Genomic DNA, 19,972 nt, shown 5'->3' with positions numbered 1-19,972 from the left:
CCGTGTAAAACCTGTCCCATAGTGCATCCTTCCATTCGGGAGAAAAGACTGCACCATCAAAATCTGGGATCAAACAGTTTAGCCAGCAAGTCAGTCATTCATCGGAAATCTCCGACAAGGCCTCCTCGGAGGCCAAAAGAACCAACTCTCAAATTGGTGGACTGGCAACCGTTGCAGAAGACATCGGAGAGGTCATCAGCCTCATTCAGAACATTGCTGAGCAAACAAATCTACTGGCCCTCAATGCAACAATTGAGGCCGCACGCGCCGGAGAGGCTGGCAAAGGCTTCGCAGTTGTCGCCGCAGAAGTGAAAGAACTTGCGAGCCAGACCGGCAAGGCAACAGAAGAGATTTCACAAAAAATCTCAGCAATCCAGGCAGAGACACGAGACGCCGTTGGTGGCATCGAGGCAATCGGAGAAATCATCGAGGAAATGAACACCGTTTCCGCCTCGATCGCTTCCGCAGTCGATCAGCAGACAGCCGCGACGTCGGAAATTGCCTCCAATGTGGATCAGGCTTCACGCGGCACAACGGTGGTCAGCGAACAGATCGCCAAAGTATCCGGCGCAGCCAGTGAAACGGATACCGCTGCCCATAGCGTCCTCGAAGCCACTGCGCAGCTGGCACAAAGGGCTGACGATATGCGCTGTACAATCGAGACGTTCCTGTCAGAAGTGCGTGCTGCATAGAGACAATTTCACAGAAAAACTTAGGAAAGGGGCGCATGACAGCGCCCTTTTTTGTCATTCTGACCAACTCGGTCACTTTCGCGGAAAAAAGAACCTGCCCGGCAGCGTGTTGGCACCGGATGGGCCTTGATTGATTGCCTTTCCCGCATAACCCATTGATCTTTTTCACCTCTACGTTTCAATCTTGTTGAAGGAGCCGTTCTTAAATTTGCGGTGAACCTGTGCTTGAAGGGCTTTCGGGACACGCCTAAGGTGCGGTGTGCGTGGTTTTCGCGACACCGTGACCAAGAGGAGATCTCACTTGCCTCTCTATCAAACGTCTTCCAGCCGGCGTGACGAAGTTTTCGATATCTACACTCGCGACTTATCCGAACAGCCCTTGCCGAAATACAGGATGCCCGAGAATTCCTCTCTCGCGGATACGGTCTACAATCTGATTCACGATGAGCTGCTTCTTGACGGCAACTCTCGCCAGAACACGGCAACTTTCTGCACCACCTACGCATCGCCGCAGGTTCAAAAGCTGATGACGAACTGTGTCGACAAGAACATGATCGACAAGGACGAGTATCCTCAGACCGCGGAAATCGAGAACCGCTGCGTACACATTCTGGCCGATCTATGGAGCGCGCCCGAGGCGGGAGCGACGCAAGGTTGCTCAACAACAGGATCCTCGGAAGCGGCCATGTTGGGCGGCCTGGCCCTTAAATGGAAATGGCGCAAACGGCGCGAAGCGGAAGGCAAGCCTGCCGACAAACCAAACCTGATTTGCGGACCCGTTCAGATCTGCTGGCACAAATTCGCCCGGTACTTCGACATCGAGCTCCGTGAGCTGCCGATCCTCGATGGCGAATTAGGAATGCGTCCGGACCAGGTGGCGGATGCAGTTGACGAAAATACCATCGGCGTTGTCGCCACGCTCGGAGTGACCTTCACCTGCGTTTACGAGCCCGTTGAGCAGATTTCGGCCATTCTGGATCAGATCCAAGCCGAACGAGGTCTTGATATTCCGCTGCATATCGACGCTGCCTCCGGCGGCTTTATCGCACCCTTCCTGCACAAGGACGTCGTCTGGGATTTCAAACTGCCCCGTGTTAAATCCATCAATGCTTCCGGCCACAAATATGGATTGGCCCCGCTAGGGGTCGGCTGGATTGTCTGGCGAGAAAAACAGGACCTGCCTGAAGAACTGATCTTCAATGTCGATTATCTGGGCGGCCAGGTTCCGACTTTCGCCCTGAACTTTTCCCGGCCTGCCGGTGAAATCATCGCGCAGTACTATCAGTTCCTCCGGCTCGGCAAAAAAGGCTACACCGATGTTCAGGGCTCATGCGCGGCGGCTGCCCAGTACCTGGCGGACGAACTGGAAAAAACCGGTCACTTCGACATTCTCTACAACGGAGACGGCGGTTTGCCGGCGGCCTGTTACTCTTTGAAGAACAGCACCGAGCGCGGTTATACGCTCTACGATGTTTCCGAACGCATGCGAATGAGAGGGTGGCAGATCGCCTCCTACCCGCTTCCCAGAGACAGGCATGAGCTGGTCGTGCAGCGTGTGCTCGTTCGACACGGAATGGGGCGTGACCTCATGGCGCTGCTGGTGGAAGACATGAAACGAACGATTGCTTTCCTGGACCGTAATCCGTTGTCGAACATAGAAGCCGGACCAACCTTTCATCACGGGAAGTGAAGCTCATGAGCAAACCAGTACAGCCCGCCGGGAAGGCCCCTGCAACTTCGGGAGCAGCAAGGATCTCCGTGCTTGGTCTTGCCATGATGACGGTTGCCGCCGTGGTCAGCCTGCGCGGCCTGCCGCTGATGGCGGACGAAGGCACGGAACTGCTTTTCTACATCGGATTTGCCTCAATCATCTTTCTGGTTCCCGCCGCACTTGTTGCGGCGGAGCTCGGCGGAATGTTCGCCCGGTCCACAGGCGGCGTATACGACTGGGTGAAAGCGCCCTTCGGAGCGCGAGCCGGCTTTGTCGCCATATGGCTGCAATGGATCCAGAATGTGGTCTGGTACCCGACAGTACTGGCCTTTGCGGCAGCTTCTCTGGCTTACGTCATCGGCAAACCAGGCTTGGCCGATGATGGAATTTATACAGGAACGGTCATCATCTGCGCCTACTGGTTCGCAACCGCCATCGCATTGACCGGCACCAGCGCCGCGGCGCGCTTTACATCCATCGGATTTGTATTGGGGACCGTCGTTCCCGGCCTTCTGATCATCGCGCTTGGTGCAGCGTGGATCGCCGAAGGCAATGTCATCGCGTTTCTGCCGGCCGGGGCGGAAGGCGCTCACGCTCACATCCGGCTTTTCCCGCACATCACCGGACTATCGTCCATCGCTTTTCTGGGCGGTATCGTGCTGTTGTTCGCTGGCGTTGAAGTCCATGCGGTTCACGCCAATGAACTCAAGGATCCGCATCGCGATTTCCCGAAAGCCATTCTGCTTTCAGTGCTTGTCATCGTGGTACTGTTTCTGCTTGGGTCACTGGCCCTGGCCGCAATTATCCCTGCCGACAAGATTGCGCTGGACCAGGGGCCAATGCAGGCCTTTAGCATCGCGCTGGGAGGTTTCGGCCTAAGCTGGCTGGTTCCAGTTCTCGCTCTTCTGATTGCGCTTGGGGCACTTGCTGGCGTCATGTCGTGGATTACCGGACCGAGCCGAGGGCTCCTGCGTACGGCGCGCGATGGCGAACTGCCGCCCCTTCTTGCAAGGACCAACAAGAATGGCATTCAGGTGGTCATCTTGCTGGTGCAGGGCTGCATCGTAACGGTACTCGCTTCGCTCTATTTCTTCCTGAAAGACGTCTCGGTAGCTTTTTTTCTGCTCTCCGCAATGACGATTACGCTCTATCTGGTGATGTACATGATGATGTATGCAGCTGCGGTACGCCTGCGCATCACCCATCCCGAAATGCCCCGATCCTACAAGGTACCTGGTGGCATGATAGGGATGATGGCAATTGCGGGTATCGGCTTTGTCGGCGTTGCCTTTGCTTTCGTGACTTCATTCTTTCCGCCCAGCCAGCTGCCGGTTGGAAGTCCGACGAGCTATGTCGCCGTCGTGGCGATAGGCTTTGTCGTTTTCACCGGTCTGCCGATCCTCATACATGCGTTGAAACGACCTTCCTGGGTGAAGGTGGAAGAGGAAGAAACGTGAGATCCCGGTGTCGCGACTGAAAAAGCAAAGATCCTTGGCAAGGATGGCCTGACATCAGGCAAATACAACAGTCACAGGGACCAAGTCTCCCAGTCTTGACGGCTCGGCTAGGTCCAGAACTTGGGCGTTTCGCGTGTCGCTTCCCAATAGCCTTTGGCATGTTGCCATTTGGACTGGCATTGAGCCTCATGCCAACCGATGACAAATCCGATCGCCTGGGTTGCGGCAAGTTCGCCCGCTCCGCTGACGCGGCATTTGTCCGGCAAGCTTTCCGCCATGGCGACATCATTGAGGTAGCCGAAAATGTCCTGGAGTTTCTTCATTCGCTTCAGGAATGGTTTGACCGTCTCCTGCGGATAAAGGCTGCCGTAGAATTCAATGCCGTAGCGCATTTTTTTCATAGACTTACGCATTTCGTGTCGCTCGGGGATCGTCAGGTCCTCCAGGAGCTTGCCGAATTTCAGAACCTTCTTCCATTGTTTGGCAAGCGCTTTGCTGGCGTGGCTTTCGATGGGCTGTGCAAGCAGTGCCGTTTGATCGAAGTTTTCCGGGTCGAGCCAACCCCGGCCCTCTGTGTAGGCGGCAAGGTCCAGCAAAAAGGCGTTCACTTCTTCCGATTTCAAATGATCGGTCAGTGTCTTGCGCGTGTCTTGCCCTCGCAAAGCATTCAGCGTGTCCAGCAGGGCATCGAAAGAAAGCGTTTCCGGAGCCTTGTCGACAAGCGGCGACACGATTTCTTCGATCAGAACATCGAGATCGCGCAAAGCTCCTGCTTCGGCCGCAACCGTGCGCGCCATCTGATCCAGTGGCGCAGCTGTTGCCGGATAAAGGATAGGCTTGAAAAGCCGGAATGCGCTTCTCAAGCGGCGCAAACCCACACGAAGCTGATGGGGACCTTCCGGGTCTTCCGATGCAAGGACCGCAAGCCGGTTTTCTGAAATCTGTGTGAGACAGGAGCGCAGGACATCGCGGAACGCAAGTTCGACACTGGATCCCTTTGAAAAACTGATCGCTTTGGCAAAAAACGGTTTTCGTTCATCCTCCGCAACGCCTTCGGAAAACCGGAAGCCGCGCTCGGCTTTGCTGAAAGGGGAAAATCGGAAGGGAACATCTTTCAATAGCGCTTTCGCCGCTTCGAAGATCGCAAGGCTTGGACCTGCTTTCAGTTCCATTTCCAGCTCAACCAGCGGCTGGCTCCCGGAACCGGCAAGAATGTTTCCGGTATCGAAGGCAATCTCGATATGCGCACTGTCAGACGCACGGGTCAGCTCGCGGGTGGTCCGCTTCATCACCGTTTCAAAGCATTCATTCAAAGGCTTGTCGCCGATGATGTTGATGAGCTTTTCCTGGACGGATGGATCCTCGATAACTGAAAAATCGAGGGCACGGCTCTTCACCGGGTGTTCGGACTCAATTGGTGATGACAGACCGCCCATCACACCGGTGCCCAGTTTCGCCGTTTGCACCCAGCTGCGACCGGATTTCCTTACCCGCAAGGAGATCTTGGCCTTGCGCAACGCCTGATCCGGCGTATCAAAATAAATGGATTGCAGGGTCTTGGTAACCGACCGGCTGGCCGTAAAACCTTCAATGGCACCAGCGCGTTTCATGGCATCTTGTGCCATTGGGTCAAGTTCAAGCTTAAGCTCGATTTCACGTCCTGATTTACTCATGCAAATTTTCTATCCAAGGTAAATCCGCTTGTCCAGAAAAAGCGCACAATTTGCGCCTTTGCACTTAAACTCTATCTGTAAAATTCCGACCAACTAGCCAATGAGTTTGTTCAGCACTTGTTGCATTCGCTCGATAACCGCGTGAGGATAGTGCAGATACCATGGTACCGGCTTTTGATTGAATGCAAGTTTGCGAATGTAGGTTGGAACTTCCCAAATTGCACCTGTTCCCTTAGGAAAATGTAAGCTTACGCCGGGCCTGCCATGATAAACATTTCCATTGTCGTCCGTGATGAATACTTCTCCCTCAAGAAACATCACTGTTTCGTCCCAACCATAGTACCAATGAAATTTACCGGCCGTGCACGACCAGTGCGCAGCGTCCCCCCATCCAAGATGGTGCCGAGCAAGAATTTTGCACATAGCAACCGGACTTCCATCAATGACCCAATCCTGCCTGATCGGCGCGGGTTCTAACTGATCCTTGTCGACAGAAGAGAACGAGAAGATTCGACCACTCGAACTATTGGTCGATTGTCTTAAAATTGTTTGGTTTGAATTGACACGTCCGTCTGCCATCGACATGAGGCTCACTCCATTCCGGTTGCATATCACTACGTGCCTATGAAAAGGTTGCAAGGCGCTTAAACCGGTCAAACGATTTGTGCGTTTCAAAGGCGGCCGGAAATGGATTCTAGATACACGGTAATCACAGGCTTAATTGTTTTATTCAATTTTGAAAAAGGAGATTGAGCGTCGCAAAGAAGAGCTCCTTTGGCCAGTTCAGTGGAGACACGCCGCTTTCTCCTCTAACCACTTGCATCCTCCAGGACTGCATGATAGGCACCCTCTCCGGTGTCAGTTGCCCCTCTGGCGGAACTGGTAGACGCGCGGGATTCAAAATCCCGTTCCTTCGGGAGTGCCGGTTCGATTCCGGCGGGGGGCACCATTCGTTTTTGATGCACTCTTCTTCGCATTAATGTGATCGGGGCGACGCAGCTCAAGTCACTCGACATCCGCATATATTTATGCGTTTGATGATGCAGGAAAACTGTCTGTCCCCAGTGTGCCGTACCATTTGGACGCGCAGGGTCACTGTACAGACCCGGCTTGTTGATGAGCTCTCGGCAAATGTGCTCTGCGCCTCGCCTGAAATGAAACAAGTTTTGCAAATTTTGCAAAAAACTGGCACGCCGCATCTGCCTCGCGGCACCAGTTTGCGCCAGGTTTTTAGCTCGAAATTCAAATCAGACTGTCGTTTGGACACTCATTGAATGCTTGCGATGATCACTCCTCGCATTGGCTCGAATAAGTCGCGCAGTCCTTCGACATCATTGGCGTCCCTCTTTATCTGAGTGAAGACGCTAAACGTCAATTTACTAAGTTGTATGGGTTCAATGCCTGCTTGCACCAGACCCTTTTCGTAAGGAGCAAGAACCAATCTGACCGCATTTATATAGTTGTCCTTGATCTGCGCCTTTCTCTCCGGCTCAAAATTATCGCCAACATCCAAAACTTCATTGAAGTGTGGCAGACGATGCATCGCTTTAAAAGGGATCGCACCCATGTGCTCAAAAAGGATATCGAGCCTATTTCCTGGGTCTGCGACTTGTGCGCAGTCCCGTTCAATGGCTTCCTTTGTCATCTTTCCGCAACATAGCAACGCTGCAAATATAAGGTCTTCTTTACACTCAAAAGAATTGTAGAGCGTTTGGCGTGAAACTTTCGCTGCTGCTGCTATTTCGGTCATCGAAGTCTTGCGCACTCCGTAATGCGCAAACAGCTTGATAGCAGCTTCTACAATATTCTGCTCTCTTTCATTCATCGAGAATGATCCGGATCGAATTTGATAAAATGAATTCTGCCAGCGACGTAACTGGGTGTTCGAACAACTGAACCGGCTGTCGATAAGACTGAAAACTACACACTGTGGAATTGCTGACACTGCGACATCAATCGAAGCACACAAACCTGTGCTTCAAAAGGAAGCGGTTGTTTTTCGTCGTAAATTGGGGACGACCCGGCAGATTGGAGCCTGCCGGGCCGTTTGACTGACTGATCTTTTGGAGGTCTCAGTCAGAACTTGTTCGGATGATTAGAAGGTGCGCTGTACGCGAACACCGAAGAGGAGTTCGTCAACGTCGCTGCGCCCCTGCACATCTAGGTTCGAATAACCAATGTCGGCGCCCATTTCGAAGCCAGAGACTGGCTCCCATTGAATGGAACCATCAATAGCCCAGCGATCAACATCGAGAGTGTTTCCGCCTCCATCGGTGGAGAGGTAGGAGCCGTCAAGCGCGAGTCCAATGGTCGGTGTAGCCTGGATGTAAGCACCAGCGGACAGCGAATAACCAGTGGTAGTATCGATGTTACCGTTGTTATCAAGACCAGCATCTAGGATGCTGAATGTGCTGCCGTTTTGTGTAAACGAACCGCCAAGATAGCTCATTGCACCGTCTGCATAGAAACCCTGGAAGAACACATTGGAGCCTGAGTTGATCATCGGGAGATTAAACAGCACGCCTGCACCGATCGCCCAACCAAGATCGTCTTCAGTATTGCTCAGCGTCGAATTGATAAAAGAGCTATGATACACTTGATGAAGCGCACCAGAAAGCTGAGCGCTACCCCAACCTTGTGAAACTGCGATGGCAGCAACAACGTCCGGCATGCGTGTTCCGCCATAGGTTTCTGATGTTGCAACCGAAACGGTGCGGCCTTGGTTCGATGTCACTGTATCAGTAGTGAAAGATGGGTTGATCTCGCGGCTCGACCTGTCTTCAAGTGCTACTGTTGCCGAGAAACCGTTTCCAAAAGCTGCTGTGTAGGCAATCTGGTTTAGCGTCGTGTCCGACCAGTTACGAGATACGACACCCATAAAAACCTGACCGGTGAAAATATCGAAATTCGAAGTAAGGTAACCTGCAGTCAGCCCACCCCACTGGATATATGTGCTGCCAAAGTCTAGAGACTCAGCACCGTTTTCAGCCGCCTGAGATATCTCGGTATACGCGCGCAATGTACCAAATTCTGTTGCTGTGCGAGCGTCGAGGTAAAGGTAACCTTGAGTCCGCCACGTGTAACCATCGGAATTCCGGGCACCCCATGCCCCGTCATCCAGAACGTTGTTCACTCTGAACTGAGTACGAACACGACCACCTACGCGAAGGCAGGTCTCCGTGCCGGGGATGTAGTAAAAGCGTGCGCCATAAGCGTCGCAGATCCTGACGTAGTCTACCGGCTCCGGTGCAACCGGAAGATCGGCTGCTTGAGCTGTTGTTGCAGTCGCAGCTGCAGCAACTCCGAGCAAAAGGCTCCTAATATTCAGTACAGACATTAGCAATTCTCCTAAGTGTGATCTGTCCACACGTAAGAGCCGTAGTTTCACACTATACTGAAAATCTTACTCAGAGTTGCTGCAACAAAATTGGACATATTGTACAATCTCGATGATTTGGCGGCTCGCCACGGTTGTCAACGTACAATGGATTGTGTATCGAGTTGTTCTAGTCGCACTTAAGCGCCGTAAATCACTGACTATTTTCTTGTTCGCAACACTGTGTCCAATAGTGTTGCAAAAATGAAACTGCTGATTATACCTACGAGCATACAATGAGTATTACGGGATCCAGTGTGATACCGGCCAGGATGAGGCTATACGACCAAAGGAATAGAAGACTGTACGTCAACGCAGAAGAGAGGGAGCGTTTTGTTGCCGCCACACAGTCGTCTTCACTCGAAACAGCTGCGCTTTGTCTAACTTTGCTATATTCAGGCTGCCGACTGTCTGAGGGTTTAAGCACCACCTCAAGTTCTATTGATGCCTACAGCAAGTTTATTTGTTTTCGAACGCTAAAAAAGCGACACATACATGAAATTCGAGAAGTGCCTATACCTGATACACTAACCAAGTTACTCGCCGAACTCATTGAACTGAGATCAGAGGAGTTAACTCAAAAAAACAACCATAGTGACTTTCCACTGTTCCAAAACTCAGGTCGCCCAGTGAACAGAGTTACAGGATATCGCTGGATCAAGACTGTATTTGACAAGGCCGGAATCGTTGGGGCTCAAGCAACTCCAAAAGGCCTTAGGCACGGTTTTGGTGTTCATGCACTAAGAAGCGGTGTTCCGCTGAACATGCTACGCAAATGGATGGGTCATTCGTCTATTGAAACCACCGCGATATACGCAAATGCAGTAGGCAAAGAGGAGATAGAGATAGCTGAAAGAATGTGGAGCCTTGATATTCATCAGCATTGTTCTTGACGAGCCGATAATCTTTCAAGGCCTTGAATTTGTTATCGTGCGCAAAGAAGCAAACAAATCTTAGCGTTCGCACAGGTCCAAAAATGAACGCTTGATTGATGCACCACTTTTCAAGCGCTCAGCCCATTTTCACAGCCACGCGTTAAATCCATTTGCCCGTCCACAAAAACAAACTCGATCCGCATTCCTGTGCCGAGTGACCCAAAAAGTGACGGACTGCGCTCATTTCCGTAGGTGACTTTTAACCCCTCTCCAGCTATGGAGGCGGCATGTTGAGACGCCTTTATGATTGGACACTGTCCCTCGCCGCCGGACCGCGCGCACCTGCTGCGCTGGGCTCCGTTTCCTTTGTCGAGAGTTCCTTCTTTCCGATCCCGCCCGACATCCTTTTGATCCCGATGGTAATCGCCCGCAGGGAAAAGGCCTGGTGGTATGCACTTTTGTGCACCTTGACCTCTGTCGCCGGCGGTATCCTCGGTTATCTGATCGGCATGTTCCTGTTTGAGCAGGTGGCACAGCCGATCCTGTCTTTCTACGGAAAAATGGACAAGTTCGACGAGTTTCGGCTCGTCTTCAATGAATGGGGTTGGTGGTTTGTCTTCATTGCCGGGCTGACGCCCTTTCCCTATAAGGTCATCACCATTGCCTCTGGCGTCGCAGGCTTGAGTTTGCCGGTGTTCATACTGGCAAGCATTGTCTCCAGGGGAATACGCTTCTTTTTCGTCGCCGGGCTGCTTTATGTCTTCGGCCCGCCGATCAAGGACTTCATCGAAAAACGCCTCGGTCTCATGTTCACCATATTTGTGGTACTGCTGGTCGGCGGCTTCCTGTTGATCAAATTCATTTAAACCGAACGAGGGTGCGATGTCGGCGGACCGGATGGCGCAAAACCTGATTGGGCTGATTATTGTCGCAGGGCTGGCAGTCATTGCAACTGCCTGGGGTTTCCAGCTGATCGGCGGCTATATCCCCTGCAAGCTCTGTCTGGAACAGCGAATTCCCTACTATGTTGGCCTGCCGCTCGCTGTCTTGGCCCTCATCCTCCATATTCGAGGCCGAGGCGGTTTGGCATTGCTGACCCTGCTGGCGGTGGCAACCGTTTTTGCCTATGGCGCTGGGTTGGGCATCTACCAGTCGGGCGCAGAGTGGCAATTCTGGGACGGCCCGAATGACTGCGGCGGCGGGAGTGCTGCTCCAGCTTCAGCCGCAAACATGCTTCAGGCACTTCAGTCGACACGCGTTGTCAGCTGCACGGAGGCCAGCTGGCGGATGCTCGGCCTATCCTTTGCCGGCTGGAACGCCGTTGCCTCAGCCGGCCTCGCTGCTCTTGCACTTTTGTCCGCTTTCCTGTTGAAACGGCGCGAAAATCAAACAACGATAGGCGCATGAGCGGATCCAAGCACCCAAAGGAAAAGCAGCGCGAAGAAGCGCTAAGGGCAATCGACAGGGTTGAGGCCGAAAGCGAAATCATTGTCGGGTCCACATTCGTGCGCATGGCGGACAGAGCCAAAAACCACCTCAACGCCGCTGACAAGGATCCGGAAGACCGGATCGAGATAATCGGCACACGGATCGGCCGGTCTCTCGGTGTTCTGTTTGCGCTGGGACTGGTGATCTATCTCTTCGTTACCTACGTCATGGGTTAGCGAAGACAAATTGAGCGACGGCGCGCATTGCGGGCCGTTAGGGAAACAAGATGGCATCTATCAACCCGATAAGCAGAAGCGGATGGTCCGAGCGCAGAGCGCCGGGCCTCAAGGATTTCGAGGCCATGGCCAGCGAAGTTCTGGCCGGTCTGCCGGATGATTTGCTGCTGCGCTGCGGACACCTGCAGATCAGCCTGGCCGATTATGCACCTGACGATGTACTGGATGAACTCGGGATCGAGGATCCCCATGATCTTCTGGGCCTGTTTGAAGGCCAGGGGCTGGCACACGGCGGCGATGCCGTCGGCACCGGCCAGATGCCCAACCGGATTTGGCTGTTCAGACGGCCCATTCTGGATTACTGGGCGGCGATGGACGAAACGCTTGGCGACGTCGTCGCGCATGTCCTCATACACGAGATCGGCCACCATTTCGGGCTGTCCGACCAGGACATGGAACGAATAGAAGCCGCAACCGAACGATAGACCCAGTCACGGCTTCCAGCAATTTTGTGAGCGGAACTTATTCAGCGGCTTCTTTTTGCGCCCGCGAAATCGATTCAATGATCATTTTCTTGGCCGCTTCCGCGCCTTCCATACCGGTTACCTTTACCCATTTGCCGGGTTCAAGATCCTTGTAGTGCTCGAAGAAGTGCTTCACCTGCTGAACGGTGATTTCCGGCAGATCAGTGACATCTGAGATCGCGTCGTAGCGCTTGCTCAGCTTGTGTGACGGTACCGCGATGATCTTTTCGTCCTGACCAGACTCATCTTCCATCAGCAACACACCGATCGGGCGACAGTTCATGATCGCGCCTGGAACGATAGGCCGCTGATTGACAACCACTACATCGATCGGATCGCCGTCACCACAGAGCGTATGTGGCACGAAACCGTAGTTTCCAGGATACCGCATGGGTGTATAGAGAAAGCGGTCGACATACATTGCCCCGGCTTCCTTATCCATCTCATACTTGATTGGTTCACCGCCGACGGAAACCTCGACGATGACATTGATGTCTTCGGGCGGGTTCTTGCCGATCGGCACAGCGTCCATACGCATTGAAACACTCCTGTTGATCTGTGCTGCGTCTATCGCAACCCAGCCGGATAAGTGCAAGTCCTTAATTATTGCATTGCACCTAATTGATGAGCATGCCTCTAATGGCAGAAAAGCCAGTCAGGGGGATTCCATGTCACCATTTTTCCGAAAGGTATCGCGGATATTGGCCGTTTTCGCGGCAGTCGTGGCGCTGACAACAGGAAACGGCACCGCAGAAACCATCGACAGTACTTATACCAAAATCCAGCTTCAGAATTGCGTGCAGTTGGAAACCGCGGCGGAAGAGGGCACATTTGGCGGCTCGTGGGAATGCCCCGGATTTGAGGATCAACCGGTATACGTCGCCGAGGGCGATCTTCGCATGTTTGTCTCCTTCGGACCATTTGCAGCGGACGAACCTGCAGCCGGTCAAACCCTGCCGAACTTCAATACAGTCAATGACACACTGGAATGGCGGCTCAGAGACGGTCGTCCATTTGCGACCATCCTGCGCTGGTTTCCAAGTTACGGTGATGGCAGCAAGACAGGCAGCGTCCTGATTGTCACCCAGCTGAAACCGGGCGGCGAGACCTGTCAGATTGCGCGGGTTGACGCGCAAGCGAACAAGAATGCCAACTTTCTTGCAAGGCAGGCAGCAGACACCATGGCTGGGCAATTCGACTGTTCCAGACCGCCCGAAACAATTGGAAACGCGGGGAATTATCAATGATGAATAGGTGGGCTCAACCGCCCTTGGCGGGCCATACATAGATCGACAGTTCCAGCCGTCGACCGCCCAGCCGGTACCAGGACTTTGCCGCAAGCCGCCCGCCAACGGCCTTGTAGAAGGCTCGGGCTGGTTTGTTTTCGCTGAGCACCTGGATCGCAATACCGGACAGATTCCTGGTTGCCAGTGTTTCCTGAACGCTTTCAAAAAGGGTGCGGCCGAACCCGAGACCCTGATACTCGGGCTTCAGGTAGAGTTCATAGATTTCGCCGTCCATTCCGGTTCTATGCAGACGGCAGGGGCCATAGGTTGCATATCCTGCCGGCGTGTCGGCAATGCTGAGGATTTTGATTTCGACGCCTCTTGCAAGGGCACCGCGCCACCAGCCGGTTCCTCGGCGGGAGATCATCTTCTGAAGATCAACACCGTGCAATACGCCTCGATAGGCTCCAAGCCAGGCTTCGCTATGAATACCGGCTAGCGCCTCACAATCAGCGGCTCGAGCCGCACGGAGATCAATCAGGTCCGTAGTCATCCTTTTGAAAGGATACATCAAGCAACGGGACGGAAAAGAGGCAATCCAATGCGATTGGCAAAAAGATAGGTTCGCCGGTAGCCCGGTTCATGGCGCGCGAATGACGGAACTCGACAAAGGGCTCTGAAATTGAAAAGGGCCGGCTTTACGCCGGCCCTTCAGGTGCCCTGATGTTTGACTCACTAAATCTGGCTGGCCGGCAAGAACCCCGGGGGGCTGGGGGGCTAATGCATTCCGCGATCCCCACTGGCCATACCCATCAGGGTATGCTGCTAATATGGTGCCCCAAAATGGCTGGCCAAGGGCTGGAATGCGGCAAAATCAAGGAAATTTAGGCGTTCTTTCAAGGCAAACCACTGTTACATTGAGGACCCGCATTCCGGCGGGTTTTTACTCGATGATTTTGACCTAAAAACTGGCCCATCTGCCGTTCTTTCATTTGCGGGCTTGCCATCGGGGCCTATGCCAACGCATCATGACGCTTGGGTGACAAGCGGGCGTCAGGCATGATTCTCGTTTCAAGCGAAACCGCATACGGAAATGGAGGCGGAATGAGCGAAGCCGATGACAGCGCGTTTAAGCGCGGTGCGAGGTTGACCCTCTCACCGCAAAGCCAACCGGCTCCCCCTCCAAGACCTGTTGTTTCCTTTCATCGAAAAGAACTTGATACCATCCTCCGGCTCTATGGCCGCATGGTTGCGGATGGTGAATGGCGTGACTACGCAATCGATCTTCTGAAGGACAAGGCCGTCTTTTCCGTATTCCGCCGATCTTCGGAGATGCCGCTTTTTCGAATTGAGAAAGACCCGAAGCTTGCGCGTCGTCAAGGCGCATATTCAGTGGTCGCCACGGGCGGCATGATTCTGAAGCGTGGCCACGACCTCGCACAGGTGCTCAAGGTCCTTGAAAAGAAGAAGCATCTTCGGGTCGTCGACGCCTGATCCGATTTCCCGCCCCAGACACAAAAAAGCCCGGCGAGAAGCCGGGCTTTTCGGTTTGAACTTCTGTGCAGCTTATTCGCGATTGCCGAACAGCGACAACAGCATCAGGAACAGGTTGATGAAGTCGAGGTAGAGACGAAGTGCGCCCATGACGGACTTCTTCGTTGCGACTTCACTGCTGTCACCTTCGTAGTACATTTCCTTGATCTGCTGGGTGTCGTAAGCCGTCAGGCCTGCAAACACCAGAACACCGATTACTGAAACGGCAAACATCAGGGCAGACGATGCCAGGAAGATGTTGACGATCGAAGCGATGATGATGCCGATCAGACCCATCATCAGGAACGAACCCCAGCCGGACAGATCTTTCTTGGTGGTGTAACCGAAGATGCTCAATGCGCCGAAGGATGCGGCGGTAATGAAGAACACCCGTGCAATGGAGCCACCGGTATAGACCATGAAGATCGGCGCAAGCGAAATGCCCATGATGGACGCATAGACCAGAAACATTGTTCTGGCAGTGCTCGCACTCATCGACTGAATGCGTGCGGACAGCCAAAGGACCATTCCGAGCGGCGCAAACAGCAGAACGAAGTAAATCGGTCCACTAAAGAGTGTTTGTGCAACGGCAGGATTGCTGACAGCCAGCAAATATGTACCGAGTGCGAGGAAGCCGGTCAGCGCGAGGCCGAGTGTCATGTAGTTGTAGACACCCAGCATGTAGCTGCGTAGGCCCTGATCGATGCCGGCCTCGGCGCGTGCGCCGGCAACCGAGTAGGCACCCTGAGATTGACGGTCAAAGCTCGACATGGTCGTGGTATTCCCCTCTTAGATAGAAGCACGTGAACTTACGTGCAGCACAGCTCCCTCAACATATGGGAAAATGCGAACACAAGCTCAAGACGGTTTTCCTGAAAAAATCGTAATCTTTTCCGCTCAAACCCGCAACAATAACCCAAATAGTCCGAATTCTGCGCTTATTTCATCGCTTTCAGGCGCGAGGCAATCTGCCTGTCGCAGTCCCCACCGGGATTGCGAACCACTTCTTCCGAGGCAAAATCGAGGATTTCGCGTTCCTTGTCCCGCATTTGTTCGACCGAAACGCCAGGTTTGAACCACTGTAGAACAGCGTAGTCGCCACCGGCATCCGTCAAAAACGCCAACGGTTTGCCGTCTTCCATAATGCCCGTGCGGCCGACACGAACTTCCTCAACGGTGACATTACGAGCTTCCCCGTCAACGGTCAGCCGACTTTTGGAAAGCTTCAACTTTTTGAGTTTTGAAGACGCGGTTCCGTTCCAGCTTCTGTAGAACCGGTTGCCTTTTTTCTCAACCGAAAGACAGGAGTTCTTGTAGTTCGGAATGGACAAGCGCTCAGCGGTAACTTCAAACGGCTCTTCACCCTTAGGTGCCAGCGTGTATTTCATCGCATGTTCACCCGTCCGGTAAACACGAATACCGACGGGCGTGTAGCCGCTGTCATTGATTGTCCGGGTAAAGAAATCGAACTGGTTCTGATCATTGGTGCCGGCGCGGCGATAGAGCCAGCGCTTCGGCAGCCCGTCTTCGAACACCAGCCAGTCGCTGACCACAAGTCCGCGCGGCCCATCCTTTGTGTTCAGCTGCCAGACGCCAGTGTGAAACGGGCTTTCGGCAAATGCGGGCTGACCCCACGTAAAGGTCGCTACGGCAGCTAGTACCACGCCTTTGGCAAGTGATTTGAGAACGGTTTTTTTAGTGAATTCAAGCATGGCACAAGCCCCTGTTTACTCTAGGCCCTAGTCGGATAGCCAAGATCAAAACAGCATGCAAGCGGCGTCGGGCCGAAGTTTGTCTGAAAGGGCCTGTTTTTCGTGAAAGTTTCCTGACATGGATAATTTCCACATCAGGTCGCTCTTGGAAGTCGATGTTCTAGAGATTTCTAAGAACCGGGGCCGGCTTTTCACCCAGCACGCGCCAGGTGCCGATCAGGCCGAATCCGACCGTCAATACGAGCGCGACAAGTGCCGCACTAGCAGCCGTCACCGGCATCACCACGAACGATCCACCCATGATCTGGGTAATCACGTACCAGGCTGCCACACCCCCGGCCACCAGAGCAAAAAGGGCGGTCACCAATCCGAGGATCGCGTATTCGAGGCCGTAGGCAATGATCAAGCGTGTGCGTGTAGCGCCCAGGGTTTTGAGAATAACGGCATCGTAAATACGGCTGCGGTGACCGGCAGCCAACGCACCTGCCAGCACAAGCACGCTCGCGATCAACGTGATCGAGCTTGCTCCTCGGATGGCCCAGGCAAGCTGTGCCACCAGATCATTGACCTGGGATATGGCGTCCTTGACGCGAACCGCAGTCACGGTCGGGAAGGTGTTTGATACGGTTTTCAAAAGCGCCAGCTCAGCATCCGTCGGCACTTCTTCGTCCCAGCCGAGTGTCATGAGATGGGCATGGGGAGCACCCGCAAACGTATTCGGTGAAAAGACCATGACGAAGTTGATCGCCAAAGACTGCCATTCAACATCTCTCATGTTGGCGATTTCCGCCGTAATCTCACGGCCCAACACATTGACCGTAACCTTGTCTCCGATTATCAGTCCAAGGTCTGTGGCGGCCTCGGCATCGAACGAAACCAGGGGTATGCCACTGTAATCTTCCGGCCACCATTCTCCCGCCGACAACGTCGAGTTTTCCGGAAGAATGGCCTCGTAGGTTATGCCGCGATCACCGCGAAGAACCCAGTCAGAGCCATCTTGTGCCGGCACGAAATCCTCAGACGGGATGTCGTTCAAGCTGACAATTCTGCCGCGCAACATGGGCACGCTTCGAAGATTTGCGCTCGGCGCTTCATCCTCAAGAAGGCTCTGAAACGTATCGCGTTCATGGCTCTGGATATCGACAAAGAAGAAGCTCGGCGCTTGATCGGCAATCGTGGCCGTCAATTCCCGGCGAAGGTTGCCATCGATCAATGCGAGCGCCACCAGCAGGGACAGCCCAAGACCCAGCGACAAAACAACAGAAGGCGTTAAGGCACCGGGGCGGTGAATATTGGCAATCGCCAGACGCAGCTCCGTTGACCTGACGCTCGGCAGGCGTTTCGCGGCGAACATGATCAGGCGCGCAACAACCACAAGCAACAGGAACGCGCCCGCCGACGCGACGATGTAAATTCCGGCAATGGTCTTGTCATGAGCAAGCAGAATTGCAATGGCAGCCAGAGCCACGACGGTCACCATGGTTGCGAACAGATAACGCTTGCGCGGAAACTTGGAGCCTCCCGTTACGATATCCCGGAAGAGGGCGGTCGGAGGAACATCATGAGCACGGCCGAGCGGCCACAAAGCAAACGCAAGGGCCGTCAGAAGCCCATAGAGCAAACCAAGGCCGAGTTCGGCAGGATAGATGTTTGCAGCAAGTTGAACAGGCAACACGCCAGACAAAGCCGCACCGGCTGCAAATGGTATCAGAGCGCCGATGACAAGGCCGATGGCGATGCCGATCAGAGCCAGAACAAGCATTTGAACCAGGTAAATCTGGAAAACAAAACCGCCGGTCGCACCCAGACACTTGAAGCTGGCAATGACTTCCCGCTTGGTTTCAAGATACGCCCGGATGGCGTTTGCCACGCCGACGCCTCCGACAACCAGCGCGGTCAGGCCGACAAGCGTCAAAAACTGCGCGAACCGGCCGATGCTGCGCTGCAATCCAGGCGAGGCATTCGCACGCGAGCGAATGCGCCATTCGGCACCGGGCTGGTTCTGTTTCACACTTTCCACCACACCCGAAAGTGTTTCAAGGCTGGGGGCCGGATCCATCCGGACACGGTAGTGCCAGCGTATCAGACTGCCGGGCTGGACAAGGTCGGTATCGGGAAGCGCCGCTTCTGATACCATCAGCCTCGGACCAAACTCCATGCCACCGGCAAGCTTGTCCGGTTCAGTTTCGATGACGTCGGAGATGCGCAAGGTCGCGCGCCCAAGTGCAATCGTATCTCCAACGGAAATGTCCAGGCGCGCAAGCAGTGCGAGGTCTGCCACCGCACCCCAGACACCATCTTGTTGAGAGATCGCGTTTTTCAGCGGTTGACCCGATTGAAGGTCGAGCGATCCATAAAGGGGATAGGGATCATCTACTGCCTTCAATTCGACCAGAGCCTGTTCCGATCCATCCAGCCGCCGGGCCATAGCGCGCATCGTTGCAACGCCTGAGACGGCACCAAGACTGTCCAGAAAGGCGGCTTCTTCGGCACCGGCCTCACGGTGGATCAGGCGGAAAGACAGATCGCCACCAAGAATCGCCTGACCTTCACGCGAGATCCCCTCCGTGAGTGCCCGTGAAACGGATGTCACGCCTGCGATTGCGGCAACACCCAGCGCGATGCAGGCGATAAAAATATAAAACCCTTTGAGCCCACCGCGCAGCTCTCGCAACGCAAAGCGGGTTGCCAGAGGAAAGGTCTGGTTGCCGGACCCGGTCGTACCGGGAACAAAGCCGCTCACGCGGAAACCTCTTCCATGCCGGATTTGGCCGACTGCGCTTCTTCGATTTCGCCTGATCGAACTCTGATCATGCGGTCGCATCGCTCCGCCAGCGATGGATCATGTGTCACCAGCACAAGCGTTGTGTTGCGATCACGCTGCGCAGAAAACATCAGATCGACAATCTGTGTTCCTGTGCTGTCATCCAGGTTACCGGTCGGTTCGTCGGCGATAAGAATTTCAGGTTCAACCACCAGCGCTCTTGCAACCGCCACCCGCTGCTGTTCACCACCGGACATCTGTGCCGGGTAGTGGTGCATTCTGTGGCCAAGACCGACAGCTTCAAGCTCGGCAGCCGCTTTCTCGTAGGCAGCGGGGTCTCCAGCCAGCTCAAGTGGAACCGTGACGTTTTCCAGCGCAGTCATATTGGGAACGAGATGAAAAGACTGAAAGATGATCCCGACGTTGCGACCCCGAAAGCGCGCAAGCTGATCCTCGCTCAGGGGCCCGAGTTCCGAGCCTGCCACGTTGACGGACCCGTCATCAGCGCGTTCAAGGCCGGCCATAACCATGAGCAGGGTGGATTTGCCGGAGCCGGACGGACCCACAAGTCCGACGGATGTTCCTTTTTCAATATCCAGATCGATGCCCTTTAGAATATGAACACGCCCGGCACCTTCACCGAGCGTCAAATGAACGTTTTTTAGGGCAATCGCGGGTGCATTTGTCATCGTCAGGCCTCTATAATGGACACTGGATCGTCGTTCCGACGCCTGCATGCCCTCGACATTTGGTCGCATTGCGACC

At 54.1% G+C, this 19,972-nt stretch carries 20 protein-coding genes and 1 tRNA gene; 11 read left to right on the top strand and 10 right to left on the bottom strand.

The window, feature by feature from the left end; translation table 11 throughout:
* Positions 1 to 11: 11 nt before the first annotated feature.
* The 3 genes from Q0835_RS22560 to Q0835_RS22550 all read left to right on the top strand — a co-directional run bounded on the left by Q0835_RS22560 (position 12) and on the right by Q0835_RS22550 (position 3,860).
* Positions 12 to 692, top strand: coding sequence for a methyl-accepting chemotaxis protein (locus tag Q0835_RS22560; protein WP_366142398.1), 681 nt, complete (start codon positions 12 to 14; stop codon positions 690 to 692).
* Positions 693 to 993: 301 nt separating this feature from the next.
* The gene (locus Q0835_RS22555; protein WP_298964480.1) at positions 994 to 2,382 is read left to right on the top strand and encodes a glutamate decarboxylase; all 1,389 of its coding nucleotides are present in this window, start codon (positions 994 to 996) and stop codon (positions 2,380 to 2,382) included.
* Between the two features lie 5 nt (positions 2,383 to 2,387).
* A complete protein-coding gene (locus tag Q0835_RS22550; RefSeq protein WP_298964477.1) occupies positions 2,388 to 3,860 on the top strand; it encodes an amino acid permease in 1,473 nt (490 codons plus the stop codon).
* 107 nt (positions 3,861 to 3,967) lie between these two features.
* Here Q0835_RS22550 and Q0835_RS22545 read toward each other — a convergent pair whose 3' ends face one another.
* Complete coding sequence (locus Q0835_RS22545) at positions 3,968 to 5,533, bottom strand: CYTH and CHAD domain-containing protein (RefSeq protein WP_298964474.1); 1,566 nt, start codon at positions 5,531 to 5,533, stop codon at positions 3,968 to 3,970.
* A 93-nt stretch (positions 5,534 to 5,626) separates the two neighbouring features.
* Entirely contained in the window at positions 5,627 to 6,118 is a 492-nt protein-coding gene (locus Q0835_RS22540; RefSeq protein WP_298964471.1) for a cupin domain-containing protein, read from the bottom strand.
* Positions 6,119 to 6,397: 279 nt separating this feature from the next.
* Here Q0835_RS22540 and Q0835_RS22535 point away from each other — a divergent pair.
* Positions 6,398 to 6,482: transfer RNA gene (locus Q0835_RS22535), tRNA-Leu, on the top strand.
* A gap of 318 nt (positions 6,483 to 6,800) precedes the next feature.
* Here Q0835_RS22535 and Q0835_RS22530 read toward each other — a convergent pair.
* Both Q0835_RS22530 and Q0835_RS22525 read right to left on the bottom strand, forming a co-directional pair.
* Positions 6,801 to 7,358: a TetR/AcrR family transcriptional regulator gene (locus tag Q0835_RS22530; protein ID WP_298964469.1), complete on the bottom strand. Its 558-nt coding sequence runs from the start codon at positions 7,356 to 7,358 to the stop codon at positions 6,801 to 6,803.
* 270 nt (positions 7,359 to 7,628) lie between these two features.
* Entirely contained in the window at positions 7,629 to 8,870 is a 1,242-nt protein-coding gene (locus tag Q0835_RS22525) for a porin (RefSeq protein WP_298816704.1), read from the bottom strand.
* A 275-nt stretch (positions 8,871 to 9,145) separates the two neighbouring features.
* Here Q0835_RS22525 and Q0835_RS22520 point away from each other — a divergent pair, with 275 nt between their 5' ends.
* From Q0835_RS22520 to Q0835_RS22500, 5 genes are all read left to right on the top strand, one after another.
* A complete protein-coding gene (locus Q0835_RS22520) occupies positions 9,146 to 9,802 on the top strand; it encodes a site-specific integrase (RefSeq protein ID WP_298964467.1) in 657 nt (218 codons plus the stop codon).
* A gap of 269 nt (positions 9,803 to 10,071) precedes the next feature.
* The gene (locus Q0835_RS22515; protein ID WP_298964464.1) at positions 10,072 to 10,650 is read left to right on the top strand and encodes a YqaA family protein; all 579 of its coding nucleotides are present in this window, start codon (positions 10,072 to 10,074) and stop codon (positions 10,648 to 10,650) included.
* Between the two features lie 16 nt (positions 10,651 to 10,666).
* Positions 10,667 to 11,191, top strand: a complete 525-nt coding sequence (locus Q0835_RS22510; protein ID WP_298816698.1) for a disulfide bond formation protein B — start codon at positions 10,667 to 10,669, stop codon at positions 11,189 to 11,191.
* On the top strand, positions 11,188 to 11,448 hold the full coding sequence (locus Q0835_RS22505) for a hypothetical protein (RefSeq protein WP_298964462.1): 261 nt from the start codon (positions 11,188 to 11,190) through the stop codon (positions 11,446 to 11,448). The genes Q0835_RS22510 and Q0835_RS22505 overlap by 4 nt, the downstream gene beginning before the upstream one ends.
* A gap of 50 nt (positions 11,449 to 11,498) precedes the next feature.
* Positions 11,499 to 11,933: a metallopeptidase family protein gene (locus Q0835_RS22500; RefSeq protein ID WP_298816694.1), complete on the top strand. Its 435-nt coding sequence runs from the start codon at positions 11,499 to 11,501 to the stop codon at positions 11,931 to 11,933.
* Between the two features lie 37 nt (positions 11,934 to 11,970).
* Here the strand turns inward: Q0835_RS22500 and ppa are convergent, their stop codons facing one another.
* Positions 11,971 to 12,510 carry an inorganic diphosphatase gene (gene ppa, locus Q0835_RS22495; protein WP_298816692.1) on the bottom strand — a complete coding sequence of 180 codons (540 nt, stop codon included), beginning with the start codon at positions 12,508 to 12,510 and terminating at the stop codon, positions 11,971 to 11,973.
* A 130-nt stretch (positions 12,511 to 12,640) separates the two neighbouring features.
* On the opposite strand from ppa, the gene Q0835_RS22490 reads away from it, so the two are divergent.
* On the top strand, positions 12,641 to 13,219 hold the full coding sequence (locus Q0835_RS22490; RefSeq protein WP_298964459.1) for a hypothetical protein: 579 nt from the start codon (positions 12,641 to 12,643) through the stop codon (positions 13,217 to 13,219).
* A gap of 13 nt (positions 13,220 to 13,232) precedes the next feature.
* On the opposite strand, the gene Q0835_RS22485 is transcribed toward Q0835_RS22490, so the two are convergent.
* Positions 13,233 to 13,751 carry a GNAT family N-acetyltransferase gene (locus Q0835_RS22485; RefSeq protein WP_298816688.1) on the bottom strand — a complete coding sequence of 173 codons (519 nt, stop codon included), beginning with the start codon at positions 13,749 to 13,751 and terminating at the stop codon, positions 13,233 to 13,235.
* Between the two features lie 551 nt (positions 13,752 to 14,302).
* Between Q0835_RS22485 and Q0835_RS22480 the strand changes: the two genes are divergently transcribed.
* Entirely contained in the window at positions 14,303 to 14,692 is a 390-nt protein-coding gene (locus Q0835_RS22480; protein WP_298964456.1) for a DUF2794 domain-containing protein, read from the top strand.
* A gap of 72 nt (positions 14,693 to 14,764) precedes the next feature.
* Here Q0835_RS22480 and Q0835_RS22475 read toward each other — a convergent pair whose 3' ends face one another.
* From Q0835_RS22475 to Q0835_RS22460, 4 genes are all read right to left on the bottom strand, one after another.
* On the bottom strand, positions 14,765 to 15,502 hold the full coding sequence (locus Q0835_RS22475; RefSeq protein ID WP_298816683.1) for a Bax inhibitor-1/YccA family protein: 738 nt from the start codon (positions 15,500 to 15,502) through the stop codon (positions 14,765 to 14,767).
* 167 nt (positions 15,503 to 15,669) lie between these two features.
* Complete coding sequence (locus Q0835_RS22470; RefSeq protein ID WP_298964454.1) at positions 15,670 to 16,443, bottom strand: hypothetical protein; 774 nt, start codon at positions 16,441 to 16,443, stop codon at positions 15,670 to 15,672.
* Positions 16,444 to 16,603: 160 nt separating this feature from the next.
* Positions 16,604 to 19,186: an ABC transporter permease gene (locus Q0835_RS22465; RefSeq protein ID WP_298964451.1), complete on the bottom strand. Its 2,583-nt coding sequence runs from the start codon at positions 19,184 to 19,186 to the stop codon at positions 16,604 to 16,606.
* A complete protein-coding gene (locus Q0835_RS22460; RefSeq protein WP_298964448.1) occupies positions 19,183 to 19,896 on the bottom strand; it encodes an ABC transporter ATP-binding protein in 714 nt (237 codons plus the stop codon). The genes Q0835_RS22465 and Q0835_RS22460 overlap by 4 nt, the downstream gene beginning before the upstream one ends.
* Positions 19,897 to 19,972 lie beyond the last annotated feature (76 nt).

This window comes from uncultured Roseibium sp. (assembly GCF_947499295.1).
Taxonomy (GTDB): domain Bacteria; phylum Pseudomonadota; class Alphaproteobacteria; order Rhizobiales; family Stappiaceae; genus Roseibium.
Note: the sequence above shows the minus strand (reverse complement) of the source record. Positions and strands in the feature narration are given on the sequence as shown.